Genomic DNA, 15,117 nt, shown 5'->3' on the forward strand with positions numbered 1-15,117 from the left:
CGGGCGCGGCAACGCGTCGGCAAGCCGTCGGCATCGCGGCGGGCCATGAATCCTCGACACATGCACGGTCATGAATTTATACTCGGCCCGTTGAAACAACCGCGTGAAACAGCGCCGCGCGTCGCCCGTGCGGCCATCGGCCCAGGCGGCGCACCCTTGCTCCATGAGGTCTTCCCACAGCAGGTCGCGCCGGCGCCAGCCGGCCTGCAACGCGGCCTGCGCGCGCGGTGCCGAGAAATCAAACCCCCAGATACGCGGCGCGAACATGGTCGTTGTCATGAAGCTCATCCGCCGGGCCCTCCAATGCCATGTTTCCGGTTTCCAGAACATAGGCGTGATCGGCAAGTTCCAGCGCCAGTTCGGCATTCTGTTCCACCAGCACCACCGACAGGCCTTGCTTGTTGATCTCTTCGACGATGCGGGCGATCTCCTCGACGATAACGGGCGCCAGCCCCATCGAGGGTTCGTCCATCAGCAGAAGTTTCGGCCGCGACATCAGCGCGCGGCCGATCGCCAACATCTGCTGTTCACCGCCCGACATCGTCTTGGCCATCTGCCGGCGGCGTTCCTTGAGCCGCGGAAACCGGTCGAACACGTCTTCAAGGTCGCTGTCCACCGCGTCATGATCGCGCCGCAGGAACGCGCCGGTGCGCAGGTTTTCCTCGACCGTCATGTCGGGAAAGATGCGCCGCCCCTCGGGCACATGCGCGATGCCGCGGGCCACCACCTTGTCGCTGCTCAGCCCGTCCACGCGCTGCCCCTCGAAATGGATTTCGCCCTGCGCCACGCCGACCATGCCGGACATCGCGCGCAACGTCGTGGTCTTGCCCGCGCCGTTGCCGCCGATGATCGTCACGATCCGGCCCTCCGGCACGTTGATCGAGATGTTGCGCACCGCCGACACCTTGCCGTAATTGACCGAGATATCCTTCATCTCAAGCAGCATGATGCGTGCCCCCCAGGTAAGCCTCGATCACGGCCGGGTGGTTGCGGATCTCCTCGGGGCCGCCCTCGGCCAACAGCTTGCCGAAGCTCATGCAGGTGATGCTGTCGCACAGCCCCATGATCGCGTGCATGTCATGCTCCACGAGAAGGATGGTGATGCCGTCGTCGCGCAGCTTGCACATGAGGTCCATCATGCGCTTCGTCTCCTCGGGGTTCATCCCGGTGAAGGGCTCGTCCAGCAGCATCACGTCCGGGTGGCTGGCATAGGCCACCGCCATGCCCAGCGCGCGCTGGTGCCCGTGACTGAGATCGCCGGCATATTCATCGCGCAGATCATCGATGCCGAAGAACTCCAGCGCCTCGCGGGCGCGCGCCTCGGCGCCGTGCCGATCTTCCCGGTCCCAGCCGACGATCGCGGCGAAGATGTTGGGCCGGAAGGGCATGTGCGTGCCCACCAGCGCGTTTTCCATCACCGTCATCTCGGCAAAAAGGGTCGAATGCTGGAACGTCCGCACCACCCCGCGCCGGGCGACCTCGTGCATCTTGAGGCCGGAAATGTTCTCGCCGCGCAGGCGAACCTGCCCGTCGCTTGGCTTGTAGAAGCCCGAGATCATGTTGAAGGTCGTGGTCTTGCCGGCCCCGTTGGGGCCGATCAGACCGTGGATTTCACCGTGGTTGACCCTGAAGCTGAGCCCGTCGACAGCGGTCAGGCCGCCGAAGCGCATGGTCAGGTTGTCCACTTCGAGAAACTGCGTCATGTTCGCGCCTCCTTGTCGGCGTTTGTCTCTTGCGTCGAACGCTTCGGCAGCAGCTTCTGCACCACGCTTTCCAGCCCCTTGGGCAGGAAGAGGATCGACAGGATCATGATCGCGCCGTAGATCAGCGGCCGCATCTGCTCGAAGCCCAGTTCGCGCAGCACGATCTCGTTCAGCACGGTCAACACGACACAGCCCAGGATCGGCCCGTAGAATGTGGCCGTGCCGCCCACGATCGCCCATGTCAGGACATAGACCATCAGCGTCACCTCGAAGCTGTTGGGATTGATCGTGCCCACGTAATGGCCCATCAGCGCCCCCGCCAGCCCGGCAAAGCCGCTGGCGATGGCAAAGGCCAGCGTGCGGTAGGCCCGCAGGTTGACGCCCGACGCCTCGGCCAGCTTGTCCTGCCAGTGCACGGCGTGAAAGGTCAGCCCGACCGGGCTTTTCTCGATCCGCCACAGGATCCACAGGCAGACCATCACGATGACCCCCGAGAAGTAGTAGTAGCTCACCGGTTCGAAGAAGTCGAAATCGTAGATCCCGATGGAGAAGTCGGGCATCGGCTCGATGCCCTTGATGCCCTTGGCCCCGCCGAACGGATCGCGGAACCGTTTCCAGAGCAGGCGGATGATCTCGCCCGCCGCGAAGGACCCGATGAGGAAGTAGAACCCCTTCATCCGGAAAAGCGGGAAGGACAGGAGCACGGCCACCAGCGCCGCGGTGATCCCGCCCAGCACGACCGACACCGGCACCCAGATCCCCAGCTCCTTGCTGAAGAGCGCCGAGGCATAGGCCCCGACCCCCATGATCACGACATGCGCCAGCGACCACTCGCCCGTCAGCGTGAGCAGCCGGTAGGACGACACGACGAGGATGTGAAGCACCAGAAAGACAAGGATCTGCTGCTGCGAAAAGCTCAGCCCGTGCGGCAGCGCGATAAGCGCGGCCAGCCCGAGCGCAATGAGAACGAGGTTACGCACGGTCCGCACTCCCGAATAGCCCGGTGGGTTTGACGATCAGGACCAGCAGCATGAGGCTCAGCCCCACGATGTCGGCGATCACGCCGTCCCAGAACGTGGTGACGAAGGTATGCACGATGGCATAGGCCACCGAGGCGACGACCGCGCCTTCAAGCGATCCGACCCCGCCGACGATGATCACGATGAAGGCCGTGATGATGACCGAATGGCCCATGTGCGGGTTGACCGATACCAGCGGCGCCGTCAGCGCGCCGGCGATCCCGGCCAGCCCGGCCCCGATGAACATCGCGATCCGCGCCGTCTGGGTGATCGAGATGCCCTGCAACGCGGCCGCTTCCGGGTCCTGCGCGGCCGCGCGCAGCGCCCAGCCGAAGCGGGTCCGCTTGAGGAAAACCCAGAGCGCGCCCAGAAGAACGACGGCGGCAATGATGACATAGAGCCGCGACAGGGGCAGGCGCACGCGGTCGGAAAACTCGATGACGTGCTGCGTGACGGGGGGGATATGCTCCATCCGAACGCCGAACCCCATGACGGCCAGCGCCTGCAGGATCATCAGGAACCCGATCGAGGCCACGAGCCCCCCGAGGGGATTGTCCCTCAACGGTCGGAAAAGCGTCCGTTCCATCAACAGCCCGAGGCACCCGACAAAAAGCAGGCCCGCCGCGACGGCAACGAAAAACGGAACGTTCAAATCGGAATACAGCAGCACGATCGTGTAGGCGCCCGCCATGTAGAGCTCGCCATGGGCGAAGTTGATCACGCCCATCACGCCGAAGATCAGCACGAGGCCGACGGCGATGAGCGAGATGTAACTGGCCGCGTACAGGGCGTTCAGGCCGGTCTGCGCAAGGAGGTCCAGCATGCCTGTGGTCTTTCATTTTTTGGGAAGAAGGGACGGCACGGGCAAGGCCGCGCCGCCCTGTCGCGCCTCAGCGCTGGTTCCACATCTGGTCGTAGGCCGTCATGTGCTTGACGACCAGGTCACCATGCTGGTCATACCAGTCGGGAATATTGCCGAAGTCCTTGATCCGGGCCTTGCCGTCCTCGATCGCGACAACGGGCCAGTCCCCGACGAGCGCATTGTCGATCCCGAACAGGTCGGTACCCCACCATTGCGCGTCGCCGAAGGCGTGCTTGCCCGTGCCGCCGTCCTTCATCGCGGTGATCACGGCGTCGGGCTCGGCCGAGCCGGCCTTTTCCGCGGCGGCTTTCCACAGGTCCATGATCGAGGCGTATTCCCAGCTCACCGCGCCCCATTGACCGGGGAAGCGCTCGCTGTACTCGGCGAAGAAACCGTTCGGATCCTCGAAATTCACTTGGTCGGAATTCAGCGCCGGGTCGTCGAAATCCGGGAACTGGAAGATCACGCCTTCCATGAACTCCTTGGAGGTCTTCTCGATGATCTGGTCGTAGAAATCCAGCGTGCAGCTGATGATCTGGCCCTCGTAGCCCTGCTGGAACAATTGCTCGCAGATCGGATGCACGTAGTCCGAATAGCAGGTGTCGAGGCAGACGATATCGGGGTTCGACGAGATCAGCTTGGTCACGACCGGCGCGAAATCCGTGGTCGCCGGATCGAACAGCAGCGGATCGTCCTGCATCTCGATGCCGGCCGCCTCGAAGGCGGCGAGGTAGGTCGCCACTGACGGCAGGCCCAGCGCGTCGTCCTGCGCGCACATTACCGCGGTCTTCAGGTCAGGCTTGTTCTCGTTCAGCCACTGCACCCCGGTCACGTTGTAGATCGGGTGCACCTCGGCCGGGGCGATCAGCGTGCTCGTGTCAGGGCTCAGGTCACTGGGCAGCAGCGTCGAGAACAGCATCCCGGTACGATCCGCCACCGGCTGCACGCCCGGCCACGTATCGCCGCCCAGCATCATGATGAAGCTCACGCCGTCCTCGCGGATCAGCTTGGTCGCACCGGTCCGGGCCTTGGCCGGGTCGTATTCGTTGTCATACGGCACGAACTCGACCATGTAGCTCTGGTCGCCCAGCGTGATCCCGCCCGCGGCGTTCACGCGTTCGGCCCAGATCTCGCACCCGTCCAGTCCCGGCTTGCCCCAGGCGGCGACCGGGCCGGTCAGCGGCGCGAGAAAGCCGATCTTGATCACGTTGTCCTGCGCGTTGGCGATGCGCGGCAGGCTCGACGCCGCGGCAGCCGCCGCTGTCGACTGCAAAAAGGTCCGGCGTGTCAGACCCGACTTCACGATCTTGTTAAGCATTGATTTTCTCCCATGTTGGTGTGCCCGTTTTACGGGCGATGTTCTTGGAGGCCGTTTCATCTTCCCTCTTGCGGGGATGCGTCGCCTTGGCCCGAAGGTACCAGTTCGCGCAAATTGGTTTGGCCTCGTGGTATGGACGCTAACAGAAGCACCCCGATCTGCCAAGAAAATTGGTTCAAAAACAGGATCGGATCACTTTTTTGGTGCTATTTCGGTTCACGAGCCGCGGCAAAATAACGCGAATTTATTTCAAAAACAGAATGTTGTCGTCGCCTTTGGGCAACAATTCCGATCCGATCGCGAAGGTACCAATTTTCGTGATGGACCCTTTTACTGGTATAGAGACATATGCGGCCACGACCGGGGACCACGTTCCGTGGCGCCGCAGGCACACGGACCGCGCGGCGGAGCGGAGACAGGAAAAGTGACGGGAATGAACACGCAATCCGACAAGGACACCACCAGTATCGTGACAAGCCAACCGATCGGCGCCACCGTGCAGATCGTTGTGGACACGCTTTTCGCCCGGATAAAATCCGAGGAATATCCGACGGATACCCGCCTGCCTTCGGAACGGACACTTGCCTCCGAACTTGGTGTCGCACGCAACACCGTGCGCGAGGCGCTGGATGTTCTCGAAAGCCAGAGGGCCATCCGTCGCCGCGCCGGGTCGGGCAGCTTCGTCACGTATCGCTCCACGACACCGCGAAGCACACCCGCCGACCCGACCGATTCGGTGGCGGACGAAACCAGCCCGCTTGATCACCTCGTCGTCCGCGGCATCCTCGAACCCGAGATGGTGCGCCTCGCCGTGGTCAACATGACGCCGCGCCAGATCACCGAACTTGCCGAGACGTTGTCCAGGATGGAAACCATCACGACCGACGTGGATGCCTTCATCGAGCTTGAGGAGCATCTCTATACCAAGATCGCCGAAGGCACGGGAAACCCGCTGCTCGCCTCGTGCTATCGCCTGACGATCGAGACCTACAGGCAGAGCTTTCGCACCAAGCTGCGGCGCCGCAACCTGACGCCCAAGCGCATTCAGGATTACCAGAAACGGTACAACACGCTGTTCAACGCAATCGGCTCGCGCGACGTGGCGTCGGCGGTCGAGTTCATCAAGCTGCACCTTGTGGAAGAACAGAAACTGCTGCTGCAGGAAATCTGAACGCCGCGTGTCTAGCCGTCGAGGCTGCGGGCGCGCAGTTCTGTCCCCGTTTCGGCGCGCTCGAGACGCTGTTCCCACATCTGGCCGAGGTCCAGCATCTCTTCTCGCAACAGGTCGCTGTGGCGGCTCAACCAGTCGGGGATGCTGCCGAAGCCGACGACCTTCGCCTTGCCATCGCGGATCGACACGACGGGCCAGTCACCGACCAGCGCGTTGTCGATCCCGAAAATCTCGCTGCCCCACCACTGGGCCGGACCGAAGGCATGGGTGACATGGCCAAGCTGCTTCATGGCGGCCAGCACCGACACCGGGTTCACGGTGCCCGCCTTCTCGACGGCGGCGTGCCAGATATCGAGGATCGCCGCATATTCCCAGCTCACCGCGCTCCAGCTTTCGGGATAAAGGTTGTTGTATTCCTCGTAGAACACGTTCGGCTGGTTGAAGAAGAAGGCCTTCTCGCGAAGTTCCGCATCGTCGAAATCGGGAAACTGGAATAGCACGCCCTCCATGAACGCGCGCGATGTCCGCGCTACCAGCCGCTCGTAGTGGTCCAGCGTGCAGGAAATGATCTGCCCGCTGAATCCGCGGCTGTAGGCATATTCCGTCATCGCGTGCACCATCGGGGTGTAACTGGTGCACCAGCACAGGATATCGGGGTTCGCCGCCAGCATAGAATCGACGATCGCGGCCACGTCCCCGCCTTCGGGCGCGTACTGCACTTCCTTGACGTTGCTGACCCCGGCCGCCCGGAACGCGGCGCGGTACGTCGCCAGTGATGGCAGGCCCATCCCGTCACGCTGGCTGCACATCGCCACGGTCTTCAGGTCCGGGCGGTTGCGCGCCAGCCACGCAACGCCCGTGACCACGTAGATCGGATGCACCTCTGACGGCGCGATGAGGTAGGGCGTGTCGGGGCTCAGGTCCGACGGCAGCAGGGTGGACGTCAGGATCCGGCGATCCATCAGGTAATCGGAGACCGGCGTGAACATGTCGCCCCCCAGCATCATCAGCAACTTGACGTCGTGTTCCTGCACAAGCCGCATCGCCCCTTCGCGGGCGGCCTCTGCGCCCGCGCCGCAGTCATGGGCGTGTATCCGAATCGGGTAGCGGCGCCCGCCGATCAGCACGCCCCCGGCGTTGTTGAGCCAGCTTTCCCAGATGCGGCACCCGTGCAAGCCCGGCAACCCCCAGCTTTCGACCTGCCCGGAAAGCGGCGCGAGGAACCCGATATTCACCGTGTTGGCCATGCCGACCGACAGCCGCGGCAGCGCGCCGCTGATGGCCAGACGATGGGCAAAGCTCGACGAATCCATTGCTTGCATCCCGTTGCGGGGTTTCCGGGCAGGAAATCATGAAATTTTCACACAGACAATCATTCCTGTTGACACATTGGTTCAGCATTTGGCTTACTGCAATGGACCAAAAGAACCAAACAAGGATTTTGGTTCATACCAATCCAGGGAGATAAAGAATGGCCAAGAAAAGAGTTGCGATCATCGGCGCGGGTCCGTCTGGGCTTGCGCAGCTTCGGGCGTTCCAGTCGGCCGCGGAAAAGGGCGAGGAGATTCCCGAGATCGTCTGCTACGAGAAACAGTCCGAATGGGGTGGCCTTTGGAATTACACGTGGCGCACCGGCGTGGACCAGGATGGCGAGCCCGTGCATTGTTCGATGTACCGGTACCTGTGGTCCAACGGGCCCAAGGAGGGGCTGGAATTCGCCGATTACAGCTTTGACGAACATTTCGGCAAGGAAATCGCCAGCTACCCGCCGCGCGAGGTACTCTACGACTACATCGAGGGGCGCATCAAGAAAGCCGGCGTGCGCGACTGGATCCGGTTCAACCACCTCATCCGGGACGTGCAGTACGACGACGCCACCGGCAAGTTCACCGTCACCGCCCGCGACACCCAGAAAGACGAGGAATCGTCCGAGCAATTCGACCACGTGATCGTGGCGACGGGCCATTTCTCCATTCCCAACGTCCCGGAATACCCCGGGTTCGACAAGTTCAACGGCCGCATCCTTCACGCGCATGACTTCCGCGATGCCCGCGAATTCCAGGGCAAGGACATCCTGATCATGGGCGCCAGCTACTCGGCCGAGGATATCGGCTCGCAGTGCTGGAAATACGGCTGCAACTCGATCGTGTCATGCTATCGCTCGGCGCCGATGGGCTTCGAATGGCCCGACAACTGGGACGAGGTGCCGGCGCTGGTCAAGGTCGAGGGCAAGACGGCCCATTTCAAGGACGGCACGACGCGCGATGTCGACGCGATCATCCTGTGCACCGGCTACAAGCACCATTTCCCCTTCCTGCCGGACGACCTACGGCTCAAGACGGCGAACCGGCTGGCCACCACGGACCTCTACAAGGGTGTCGTCTGGGTGCATAATCCCAAGCTGTTCTATCTCGGGATGCAGGACCAGTGGTTCACCTTCAACATGTTCGATGCGCAGGCTTGGTGGGTCCGCGACGCCATCATGGGCAAGATCGAGATCCCCGACAAGGCGACGATGGACGCCGACTGGAAGGCACGTCAGGCGCTGGAGGACAAGAACGAGACCGATCCCGACTGCATCCAGTTCCAGGGCGACTACATCAAGGAACTGGTCGCCGAGACGGATTATCCAAGCTTCGATGTGCAGGCCGCCTGTCAGGCGTTCTTCGAATGGAAGAAGCACAAGAAGGAAAACATCATGACCTTCCGCGATCACGGCTATGTCTCGCCGCTCACCGGCAAACAGGCACCGCCGCACCATACCCCGTGGAAAGAGGCGCTGGACGACAGCCTCGAATGTTATCTGCAAACCGGCAAGCAGACCGAAACGGCCTGACCGGCCGCGTCCCGGCCCTCCACTCCCCCGGGTCGGGACGCGACGACATCTTCGGTAGGTTTCCGAACTGCCGGCCCCTCGGGGCCGGTTTTTTTTCGCGGTAGTGTCTTGGGGTATCAGTGACCGATGTTGCGGGCCGCCCGGGCGCCCGATGCCGGCCGCGGCCCGGGCATGGCCTTGTCCGGGCTCAGCCGGACTTCACGGCCGCGCCCACGCGTGCCGCGCGCCGCGCGGGCGCTTCCGAACCGATCGACCGGCACAGGATCAGCACAGGGATCAGCCCGAACGCGACCAGCACGAGCGACGGCACCGCGGCCTCGGCCAAGCGCTCGTCGGCAGCCAGCCGGTGCGCCTGCACCGCCAATGTCTGGAAATTGAACGGGTGAAGGATCAGCGTGGCCGGCAATTCCTTCATCACGTCCACGAAAACGATCAGCAGTGCCGTCACCACGCTTGTCCGGGCCACGGGGAGGTGTATCCGCCAGAGCAACCGCGGCCCCGACTGGCCCAGCGAGCGCCCGATCGCGTCGAAATGCGCGGGAATGGTCGCCATGCCGCTGTCATAGGCGTTGAGCGCGGCCGCCATGAACCGCGCCATGTAGGCCACCACCATCAACCAGATCGACCCGGTGATCAGCAGGCCGGTATCAATGCCGAACCGTGCCTCCATCACGGCGTCGATCATGTTGTCGAAGGCGGCCATCGGCACCATCAGCCCCACGGCGATGACACCGCCGGGCACAGCGTATCCCAGCCCCGCCCCGATCACCAGCAGGCGCGACGTGCGTCCCGGGCGCGTGCGCGCGCGATACCCGATCAGCACGGCACCGATGACGGTCAGCACCGCCGCGACGCTCCCGAGCGTGACCGAGTTGATCATGAGGTCGATATACCGGTCATCGAACAGGTTCTGCCCCGATCCCACCGCCATGATCCCCAGCATGATCACCGGGATGACGAACCCCAGCAGCACCGGCGCGAGGCACAGGGCGGTCGCCAGCCATCCCGCCGCGCCGGTCAACCGCGCCTTTTCCATCGTTTCGAACCGCGCGCCACGCCCGGCGGTGCGGGCGCGGCCCCGGCTGGCCCGCTCCAGCCCCGCCAGCAGCAGCGCGAAGCTCAGCAGGCACAGCGACAGCTGCGCCGCCGCGGGCCTGTCGCCCAGCGAGAACCACGCCTGGTAGATGCCCGTCGCGAAGGTCTGCACGTTGAAGAAGGCGACCGTGCCGAAATCCGCGATGGTTTCCATCACGGCCAGCAGCGCGCCGCCCGCGATCGCGGGGCGCGCCATGGGCAGCGCCACCCGCCAGAACGCCCGCAGGGGGGACCGCCCCAGCGTGCGCGCCACCAGAAAGGCATTGCTGCTTTGCTGTCGGAACGAGGCCCGCGCCAACAGGTAGACATAGGGGTACAGCACGATGGACAGCATCATCGCCGCCCCGCCGAGGCTGCGGATCTCGGGAAACCAGTACTCCCGCGGCCCCCAGCCTGTCACGTCGCGCAACAGCGTCTGCACCGCGCCGGGATGGTCCAGAAGATGGGTATAGGCGTAGGCCAGCACATAGGCCGGAAAGGCCAGCGGCAGCGCCAAGGCCACTTCCAGCCACCGCGCGCCGGGAAACCGGTAGACGGTGACCAACCACGCCGTGACCGACCCGATAAGCGCCGTTGACACCCCGACGATCAGCACGAGGGCCGCGGTCGTGCGCACATAGCGCGGCAGGACCGAGGCAAGGATGTCGCGCCATGTCTGCAGATCGCCCGACAATGCCGAGAGGCCCGCCGCCAGGATCGGCGCGATGCAGATGCCCGCCACCACCCAGGCCAGTTTGTCGAGCAGCCGTTCGCCCATTCCAGTCACTCCGGCAGGAAATCACCCGCACTGGCTGCCATAAATCCGGGGCCATGACCAGACGAACCCGACAAAAACCGTGCGGCAAGGGCGCACGGGGCCGCGCGCCCCTCCGTGCCGGCGCCTACCGGTCCAGCAGATCGGCCTGTTCAAGGTATACCGCGGCCGCCCCCTTGAGCGCGGCGGGATTGTCGCCCTCGCTCGTCAGGTGCACCCGTTCAAGCACCACGGGCAAAGCGCCCAGTTCCTCGTTGATGCGGGCCAGCGCCACCTCGATGGTGTAGGTGAGCTGATGGATTTCCTCCATGTCCTGCACCGTCAGCGGGTCGCGCTCCAGCACCGCCTTCATCTTGCGGTTATACGTCACGAAGTTGTCCATCGCGGCGGCCAGGGTTTCCGACGGCTCGGCCGCGTAGTGGTCCGTCCGCTCTTCCGCGTGCGCGAAGGGGCTGCCGCCCACCGCGATGGCGACGCAGGTGGCGACGATCTGAATTCCGTTTTTCATGCTTGGTGTCCTCTCGTGTTCTAGCCGTGGTCGGCGGCGGGCCCGCCTCAGCCATCCGCCCACATGCGGGTCAGGTTGCTTTTTGCCTTGAAAAGCCGGTCGAAGGCCGGCGTCTTGCCGTGGTCGTCGAAAATCGCGCGGGCGGCCACATCAAGATCATGCAGCACCTCGCGCCGGGCCGCGTCGCGGACCCAGCTCGTCACCCAGCCGACGATCGCCATGCGTTCGCCCCGCCGCACCGGCTCGACCCGGTGCAGCGCGCTGGTGGGATAAAGTATCAGGTCCCCGGCTTTCAGCCGGATCACGCGCTCCTCGATCCCGTCGTCAATGATCAGCCCGCCGCCCTCGTAGCTGCCGGCGTCGCTCAACGGCAGGGTAAAGGACAGGTCGCTGCGACTGCCCTGCATGATCGGGTCATCCACGTGCAGACCGTATTCCATGCCCTCTCGGTAGCGCGACAGCAGCATCCGCGCGAATTTCCGCGGTCGCGCGGCGGATTTGAACAGCTCGTTCTGCCAAAGACGGCCGCGCACCGTTTCGAAGATCTCGTCCAACGCATCCGTGGGCTTGGCCTGCAGGTTGTCCTTCACCCCGCGCGCGTAGCGTCCGGCAGTGGCCTTGCCATCCTCGAACTCGATCCCGTCGGCGGCGCCCTTCATCGCCGCCACCATGTGCTGGTCCAGCACATCACCGATCACCATGAACATGGCGCTACTTCCACCCGGCAAGCGCCAGCTCCATGCGCGCGGCGGCCGCATAGATCACGCTGCTGTCCATCGCGTAATCGCCGTCACCCTGCAGGTCGCCGTAAACAGTCGATGTCGTCTCGACCGCCTTCGCCATCTCGGCGGCCGCGGCCAGCGCTTCGATCTCACTCTTCAGCCGGTCATACCCGCGCTCGGCCAGGGGCGCGGCGACGGCGCCGTACTTTTCCTCGATAGGATGGCCCATATGCGTCCTGGCCGCGTCAAGATCCCCTGCCTTGTAAAGGGCCATGCCGGCACGCAGGCGCCCCTCCATGAAGCCGAGGTCGCGCATCAGGCCGGTTTCCGAGGGCAGCGCGGCACTGCCGCCTTCACCTTCGCCTTCGCCCTCACCTTCGCCATGGGAGGCACCTTCGCCCTCACCCTCACCTTCGCCGGAGGCCAGCTGCACCCAGCCCGGCGCATCGGCCGTTTTGCTCATCACCGGCGCGGCATGGGCGGCACCGCCCGCAACGGCCGCGGCAAGCGCCCCCAAGGTCAGGTTCCGACGGGCTTTCACCAGCCGGCGTTGCGTCTCGGTTTCGTCCGTCATCCTGTCGGTCCGCTTCGCCGCGTCAATCCTTACAATTTTGGTCAATAACAGCGCGCCGGAGGTTGCGTCAAGAAAATCATACTATTTTAGTCAGAATTGATAGCGACCCGGCATCGTCGCGCGGGCCAACCTCTTTCGGCCAAGTCACTCCGGCCGCAGGACGGCACCGGGGTTCATGATCCCCGGCGGATCAAGCGCCGCCTTGATGGCGCGCATCGCCGACAGCTTGGCCGGATCGGCATAGCGCTCCAGGTCCCCGACCTTGAGCCGCCCCACACCATGCTCCGCCGCGACAGACCCGTCCATCTCGTGCACGAGGTCATGAACCGCCCGCTTGATCTCGTCGCGCCGGGCAACGTGGTCCTCGCGCCGCCCGCCCCGGGGCGGAAAGACGTTGTAATGCAGGTTCCCGTCACCCAGGTGGCCGAAACAGTTGATCCTGAAATCGCCCAGCCGGGCCAGCACGGCGGGCGCCATCGCGATGAACCCCGGGATCGCGCCGAGCGGCAGGGATATGTCATGCGAACTGATCGCCCCGATCCGGCGATTCGCCTCGGGAATGTTCTCGCGCACGTCCCAGAAGGCTTGCCGCTGCGCCTCGGACCGGGCGATCATCCCGTCACTGACCAGCCCCGCCTCCAGCGCCGCCGCGAAAAGCGCTTCCAGCGCCTCGCCCGGGTCCTGCCCGCGCCCGAGCCCCACCTCGATCAATACGACCCAGTCCGGCGCCGCCGCGAACGGCCGGCGCAGGTCGGGCATGGCCTCGGCAAGGAAATCCAGCCCCGTCCGGTGCATCAATTCGAACGCGCTGACGCCCTCGGCCATGTGATCCCGCGCCAGCGCCAGCAGGTCCAGCGCGGCGCGCGGATCATCCACCACCATCAGCGCGGTCCCCCGCGCCGCCGGAACCGGGTGCAGCTTCAGCGCGGCGGCCGTGATCACGCCCAGCGTCCCCTCCGCCCCGATCAGAAGGTCGCGCAGGTCATAGCCCATGTTGTCCTTGCGCAGCCGCTTGAGCCCGTGCCACACCTGCCCGTCCGGCAGTACCGCCTCCAGCCCGAGGCACAACTCGCGCGCATTGCCGTACCGCAGCACGTTGACCCCGCCGGCATTCGTGGCCAAAAGCCCGCCCAGCCGCGCGCTGCCCTTGGCCGCGATGGTCAACGGGTAGAGCCGCCCGGCAGCCTCCGCCGCCGCGTGAATGTCCGACAGAACGGCGCCGGCCTCGGCGACCATCACGTTCTCTTCCGGGTAGACCGCGCGCACGGCACGCATCCGCTCAAGGCTCAGGATCAGCGGCGCCGGCCCCTCGGGCGCGACCTGCCCCCCGACCAGCCCGGTACCGCCGCCATAGGGCACCACCGGCACGCGCGCCTCGCGGGCCAGCCGGACGACCGTGGCGACCTCAGCCACCCGGGCGGGGGCGACGACACCGCCGGCCCGCCCTGTCCATCGGCTGCGTGGCTCCTCCAGGTAACGCGGCTCGGCCGCCCGCAGGGTCGCCGCGGGCAGCGCCTGGTCCAGGCGCGACAGGAAGTCCGGTGTGACCGAGTTCAACTCCATGCCGTGTGTGTAGCACGCGTAGCACGCGCTGCCATCCCTGCCGGTCACGACCTCACCCGCCATCGCGCAGATAGGCGGGGCGCAGCACCATGATCGTGGGATCCGCCGGCAGGCTGCGCAATGACACGGTGATCTCGCTCCTGTCCGGCGCCACGATGCGGAACGAATCCGCCATCCCGGCAAGGAACCGGTCCAACGACCCGTCGGCGAACCAGTGCATCGGGATCACGATCCGCGATTTCAGCCGCCGCAACACTTTCATCATCGTGGGCAGGTCCAGCGTGTAGCCCCCGTCGACCGGCGCCATCACCACGTCCAGCCGCCCCAGCGCGGCGTATTGCTCGGGGCTCGGTGCGTGGTGAAGATGCCCGAGATGGCCGATGCACAGCCCCGCGGCCTCGAACACGAAGATCGAGTTCCCGCGCGGTTCCACCTCCCCCGCATGGGACCGGATGTCGGTCGGGACGTTGCGCACCAGCATCCCGCCAAGGTCAAGGTAATGATCCGCCCCCGCGCCGAATTCTTCGCCCCAGCCCCGCAGGACATGGGGAATCGCCGGGTCGGGGTTGGCCGTCCAGTGGGTCGAATGGGCATGGTTCATCGTCACGAGGTCCGGGGTGAAATCCACGTTGCCGATGAACCCCGTGAAATCGGTGACGGCGGACACCCCGTCATGCGTCTGGATGAGGAAGGACGCATGCGCGATATACCGCAGCCGGACCGACGCGTCCGGCACCGGTTCCGCCCACGAAGCCTTGGTGAGATACTCTAGGCCCGGCGCGGCATCCGCCACCGCGATGCAGTGGCTGGGCTTGCGCCCCTGCGCCGTCGCGGCGGTGGCAAGCAGAACGAAGGCAAGAACAAACCGGATCATGAAACGCCCTCCTGAAGAACTTGCGGCCCGAGGCGGATTGCAAGCGCTATGAGACGCTGTGCTCGACGGAGGAGGCTGCGGCATGAACGCCCTCATCGACCAACTGACCGCCCTGAGG

General features: G+C 64.9%; 14 protein-coding genes and 1 pseudogene. 2 read left to right on the forward strand and 13 right to left on the reverse strand.

Annotated elements, in window-relative coordinates:
* The 6 genes and pseudogenes from ACH107_RS22975 to ACH107_RS23000 form a co-directional block, all read right to left on the reverse strand.
* A pseudogene (locus tag ACH107_RS22975) lies at positions 1–279 on the reverse strand (hypothetical protein); the annotation flags it as partial.
* A complete protein-coding gene (locus ACH107_RS22980) occupies positions 239–946 on the reverse strand; it encodes an ABC transporter ATP-binding protein (RefSeq protein ID WP_412507804.1) in 708 nt (235 codons plus the stop codon). The pseudogene ACH107_RS22975 and the gene ACH107_RS22980, both read right to left, overlap by 41 nt.
* Entirely contained in the window at positions 936–1,703 is a 768-nt protein-coding gene (locus tag ACH107_RS22985) for an ABC transporter ATP-binding protein (RefSeq protein ID WP_412507806.1), read from the reverse strand. Before ACH107_RS22985 ends, ACH107_RS22980 begins: the two co-directional genes overlap by 11 nt.
* Positions 1,700–2,683 carry a branched-chain amino acid ABC transporter permease gene (locus tag ACH107_RS22990; protein ID WP_412507807.1) on the reverse strand — a complete coding sequence of 328 codons (984 nt, stop codon included), beginning with the start codon at positions 2,681–2,683 and terminating at the stop codon, positions 1,700–1,702. Before ACH107_RS22990 ends, ACH107_RS22985 begins: the two co-directional genes overlap by 4 nt.
* Positions 2,676–3,545, reverse strand: a complete 870-nt coding sequence (locus tag ACH107_RS22995; RefSeq protein ID WP_412507809.1) for a branched-chain amino acid ABC transporter permease — start codon at positions 3,543–3,545, stop codon at positions 2,676–2,678. The genes ACH107_RS22990 and ACH107_RS22995 overlap by 8 nt, the downstream gene beginning before the upstream one ends.
* A 67-nt stretch (positions 3,546–3,612) precedes the next feature.
* Positions 3,613–4,902, reverse strand: a complete 1,290-nt coding sequence (locus ACH107_RS23000) for an ABC transporter substrate-binding protein (RefSeq protein ID WP_412507810.1) — start codon at positions 4,900–4,902, stop codon at positions 3,613–3,615.
* A gap of 433 nt (positions 4,903–5,335) precedes the next feature.
* Here ACH107_RS23000 and ACH107_RS23005 point away from each other — a divergent pair, with 433 nt between their 5' ends.
* Positions 5,336–6,073, forward strand: a complete 738-nt coding sequence (locus ACH107_RS23005) for a FadR/GntR family transcriptional regulator (protein WP_412507812.1) — start codon at positions 5,336–5,338, stop codon at positions 6,071–6,073.
* An 11-nt stretch (positions 6,074–6,084) separates the two neighbouring features.
* On the opposite strand, the gene ACH107_RS23010 is transcribed toward ACH107_RS23005, so the two are convergent.
* The gene (locus ACH107_RS23010) at positions 6,085–7,386 is read right to left on the reverse strand and encodes an ABC transporter substrate-binding protein (RefSeq protein WP_412507813.1); all 1,302 of its coding nucleotides are present in this window, start codon (positions 7,384–7,386) and stop codon (positions 6,085–6,087) included.
* Positions 7,387–7,544: 158 nt separating this feature from the next.
* Here ACH107_RS23010 and ACH107_RS23015 point away from each other — a divergent pair, with 158 nt between their 5' ends.
* On the forward strand, positions 7,545–8,909 hold the full coding sequence (locus ACH107_RS23015; RefSeq protein ID WP_412507815.1) for a flavin-containing monooxygenase: 1,365 nt from the start codon (positions 7,545–7,547) through the stop codon (positions 8,907–8,909).
* Between the two features lie 187 nt (positions 8,910–9,096).
* Here the strand turns inward: ACH107_RS23015 and ACH107_RS23020 are convergent, their stop codons facing one another.
* The 6 genes from ACH107_RS23020 to ACH107_RS23045 form a co-directional block, all read right to left on the reverse strand.
* Positions 9,097–10,761 carry an ABC transporter permease gene (locus ACH107_RS23020; RefSeq protein WP_412507817.1) on the reverse strand — a complete coding sequence of 555 codons (1,665 nt, stop codon included), beginning with the start codon at positions 10,759–10,761 and terminating at the stop codon, positions 9,097–9,099.
* A 124-nt stretch (positions 10,762–10,885) separates the two neighbouring features.
* Positions 10,886–11,266: a DUF6746 family protein gene (locus tag ACH107_RS23025; protein ID WP_412507818.1), complete on the reverse strand. Its 381-nt coding sequence runs from the start codon at positions 11,264–11,266 to the stop codon at positions 10,886–10,888.
* Positions 11,267–11,313: 47 nt separating this feature from the next.
* Positions 11,314–11,973 carry a Fe2+-dependent dioxygenase gene (locus ACH107_RS23030; RefSeq protein WP_412507820.1) on the reverse strand — a complete coding sequence of 220 codons (660 nt, stop codon included), beginning with the start codon at positions 11,971–11,973 and terminating at the stop codon, positions 11,314–11,316.
* Between the two features lie 4 nt (positions 11,974–11,977).
* Complete coding sequence (locus ACH107_RS23035; RefSeq protein ID WP_412507821.1) at positions 11,978–12,562, reverse strand: hypothetical protein; 585 nt, start codon at positions 12,560–12,562, stop codon at positions 11,978–11,980.
* A 144-nt stretch (positions 12,563–12,706) separates the two neighbouring features.
* Positions 12,707–14,125: an FAD-binding oxidoreductase gene (locus tag ACH107_RS23040; RefSeq protein ID WP_412507824.1), complete on the reverse strand. Its 1,419-nt coding sequence runs from the start codon at positions 14,123–14,125 to the stop codon at positions 12,707–12,709.
* 52 nt (positions 14,126–14,177) lie between these two features.
* A complete protein-coding gene (locus ACH107_RS23045; RefSeq protein WP_412507823.1) occupies positions 14,178–14,999 on the reverse strand; it encodes an MBL fold metallo-hydrolase in 822 nt (273 codons plus the stop codon).
* Between the last annotated feature and the right edge of the window lie 118 nt (positions 15,000–15,117).

The organism is Roseovarius halophilus (ex Wu et al. 2025) (assembly GCF_047086965.1).

Coding starts and splice junctions, on each gene's coding strand:
- ACH107_RS22980 (WP_412507804.1), bottom strand. CDS start 946: ATGCTGCTTGAGATGAAGGATATCTCGGTCAATTACGGCAAGGTGTCG.
- ACH107_RS22985 (WP_412507806.1), bottom strand. CDS start 1,703: ATGACGCAGTTTCTCGAAGTGGACAACCTGACCATGCGCTTCGGCGGC.
- ACH107_RS22995 (WP_412507809.1), bottom strand. CDS start 3,545: ATGCTGGACCTCCTTGCGCAGACCGGCCTGAACGCCCTGTACGCGGCC.
- ACH107_RS23000 (WP_412507810.1), bottom strand. CDS start 4,902: ATGCTTAACAAGATCGTGAAGTCGGGTCTGACACGCCGGACCTTTTTG.
- ACH107_RS23005 (WP_412507812.1), top strand. CDS start 5,336: ATGAACACGCAATCCGACAAGGACACCACCAGTATCGTGACAAGCCAA.
- ACH107_RS23010 (WP_412507813.1), bottom strand. CDS start 7,386: ATGGATTCGTCGAGCTTTGCCCATCGTCTGGCCATCAGCGGCGCGCTG.
- ACH107_RS23015 (WP_412507815.1), top strand. CDS start 7,545: ATGGCCAAGAAAAGAGTTGCGATCATCGGCGCGGGTCCGTCTGGGCTT.
- ACH107_RS23020 (WP_412507817.1), bottom strand. CDS start 10,761: ATGGGCGAACGGCTGCTCGACAAACTGGCCTGGGTGGTGGCGGGCATC.
- ACH107_RS23025 (WP_412507818.1), bottom strand. CDS start 11,266: ATGAAAAACGGAATTCAGATCGTCGCCACCTGCGTCGCCATCGCGGTG.
- ACH107_RS23030 (WP_412507820.1), bottom strand. CDS start 11,973: ATGTTCATGGTGATCGGTGATGTGCTGGACCAGCACATGGTGGCGGCG.
- ACH107_RS23035 (WP_412507821.1), bottom strand. CDS start 12,562: ATGACGGACGAAACCGAGACGCAACGCCGGCTGGTGAAAGCCCGTCGG.
- ACH107_RS23040 (WP_412507824.1), bottom strand. CDS start 14,125: ATGGAGTTGAACTCGGTCACACCGGACTTCCTGTCGCGCCTGGACCAG.
- ACH107_RS23045 (WP_412507823.1), bottom strand. CDS start 14,999: ATGATCCGGTTTGTTCTTGCCTTCGTTCTGCTTGCCACCGCCGCGACG.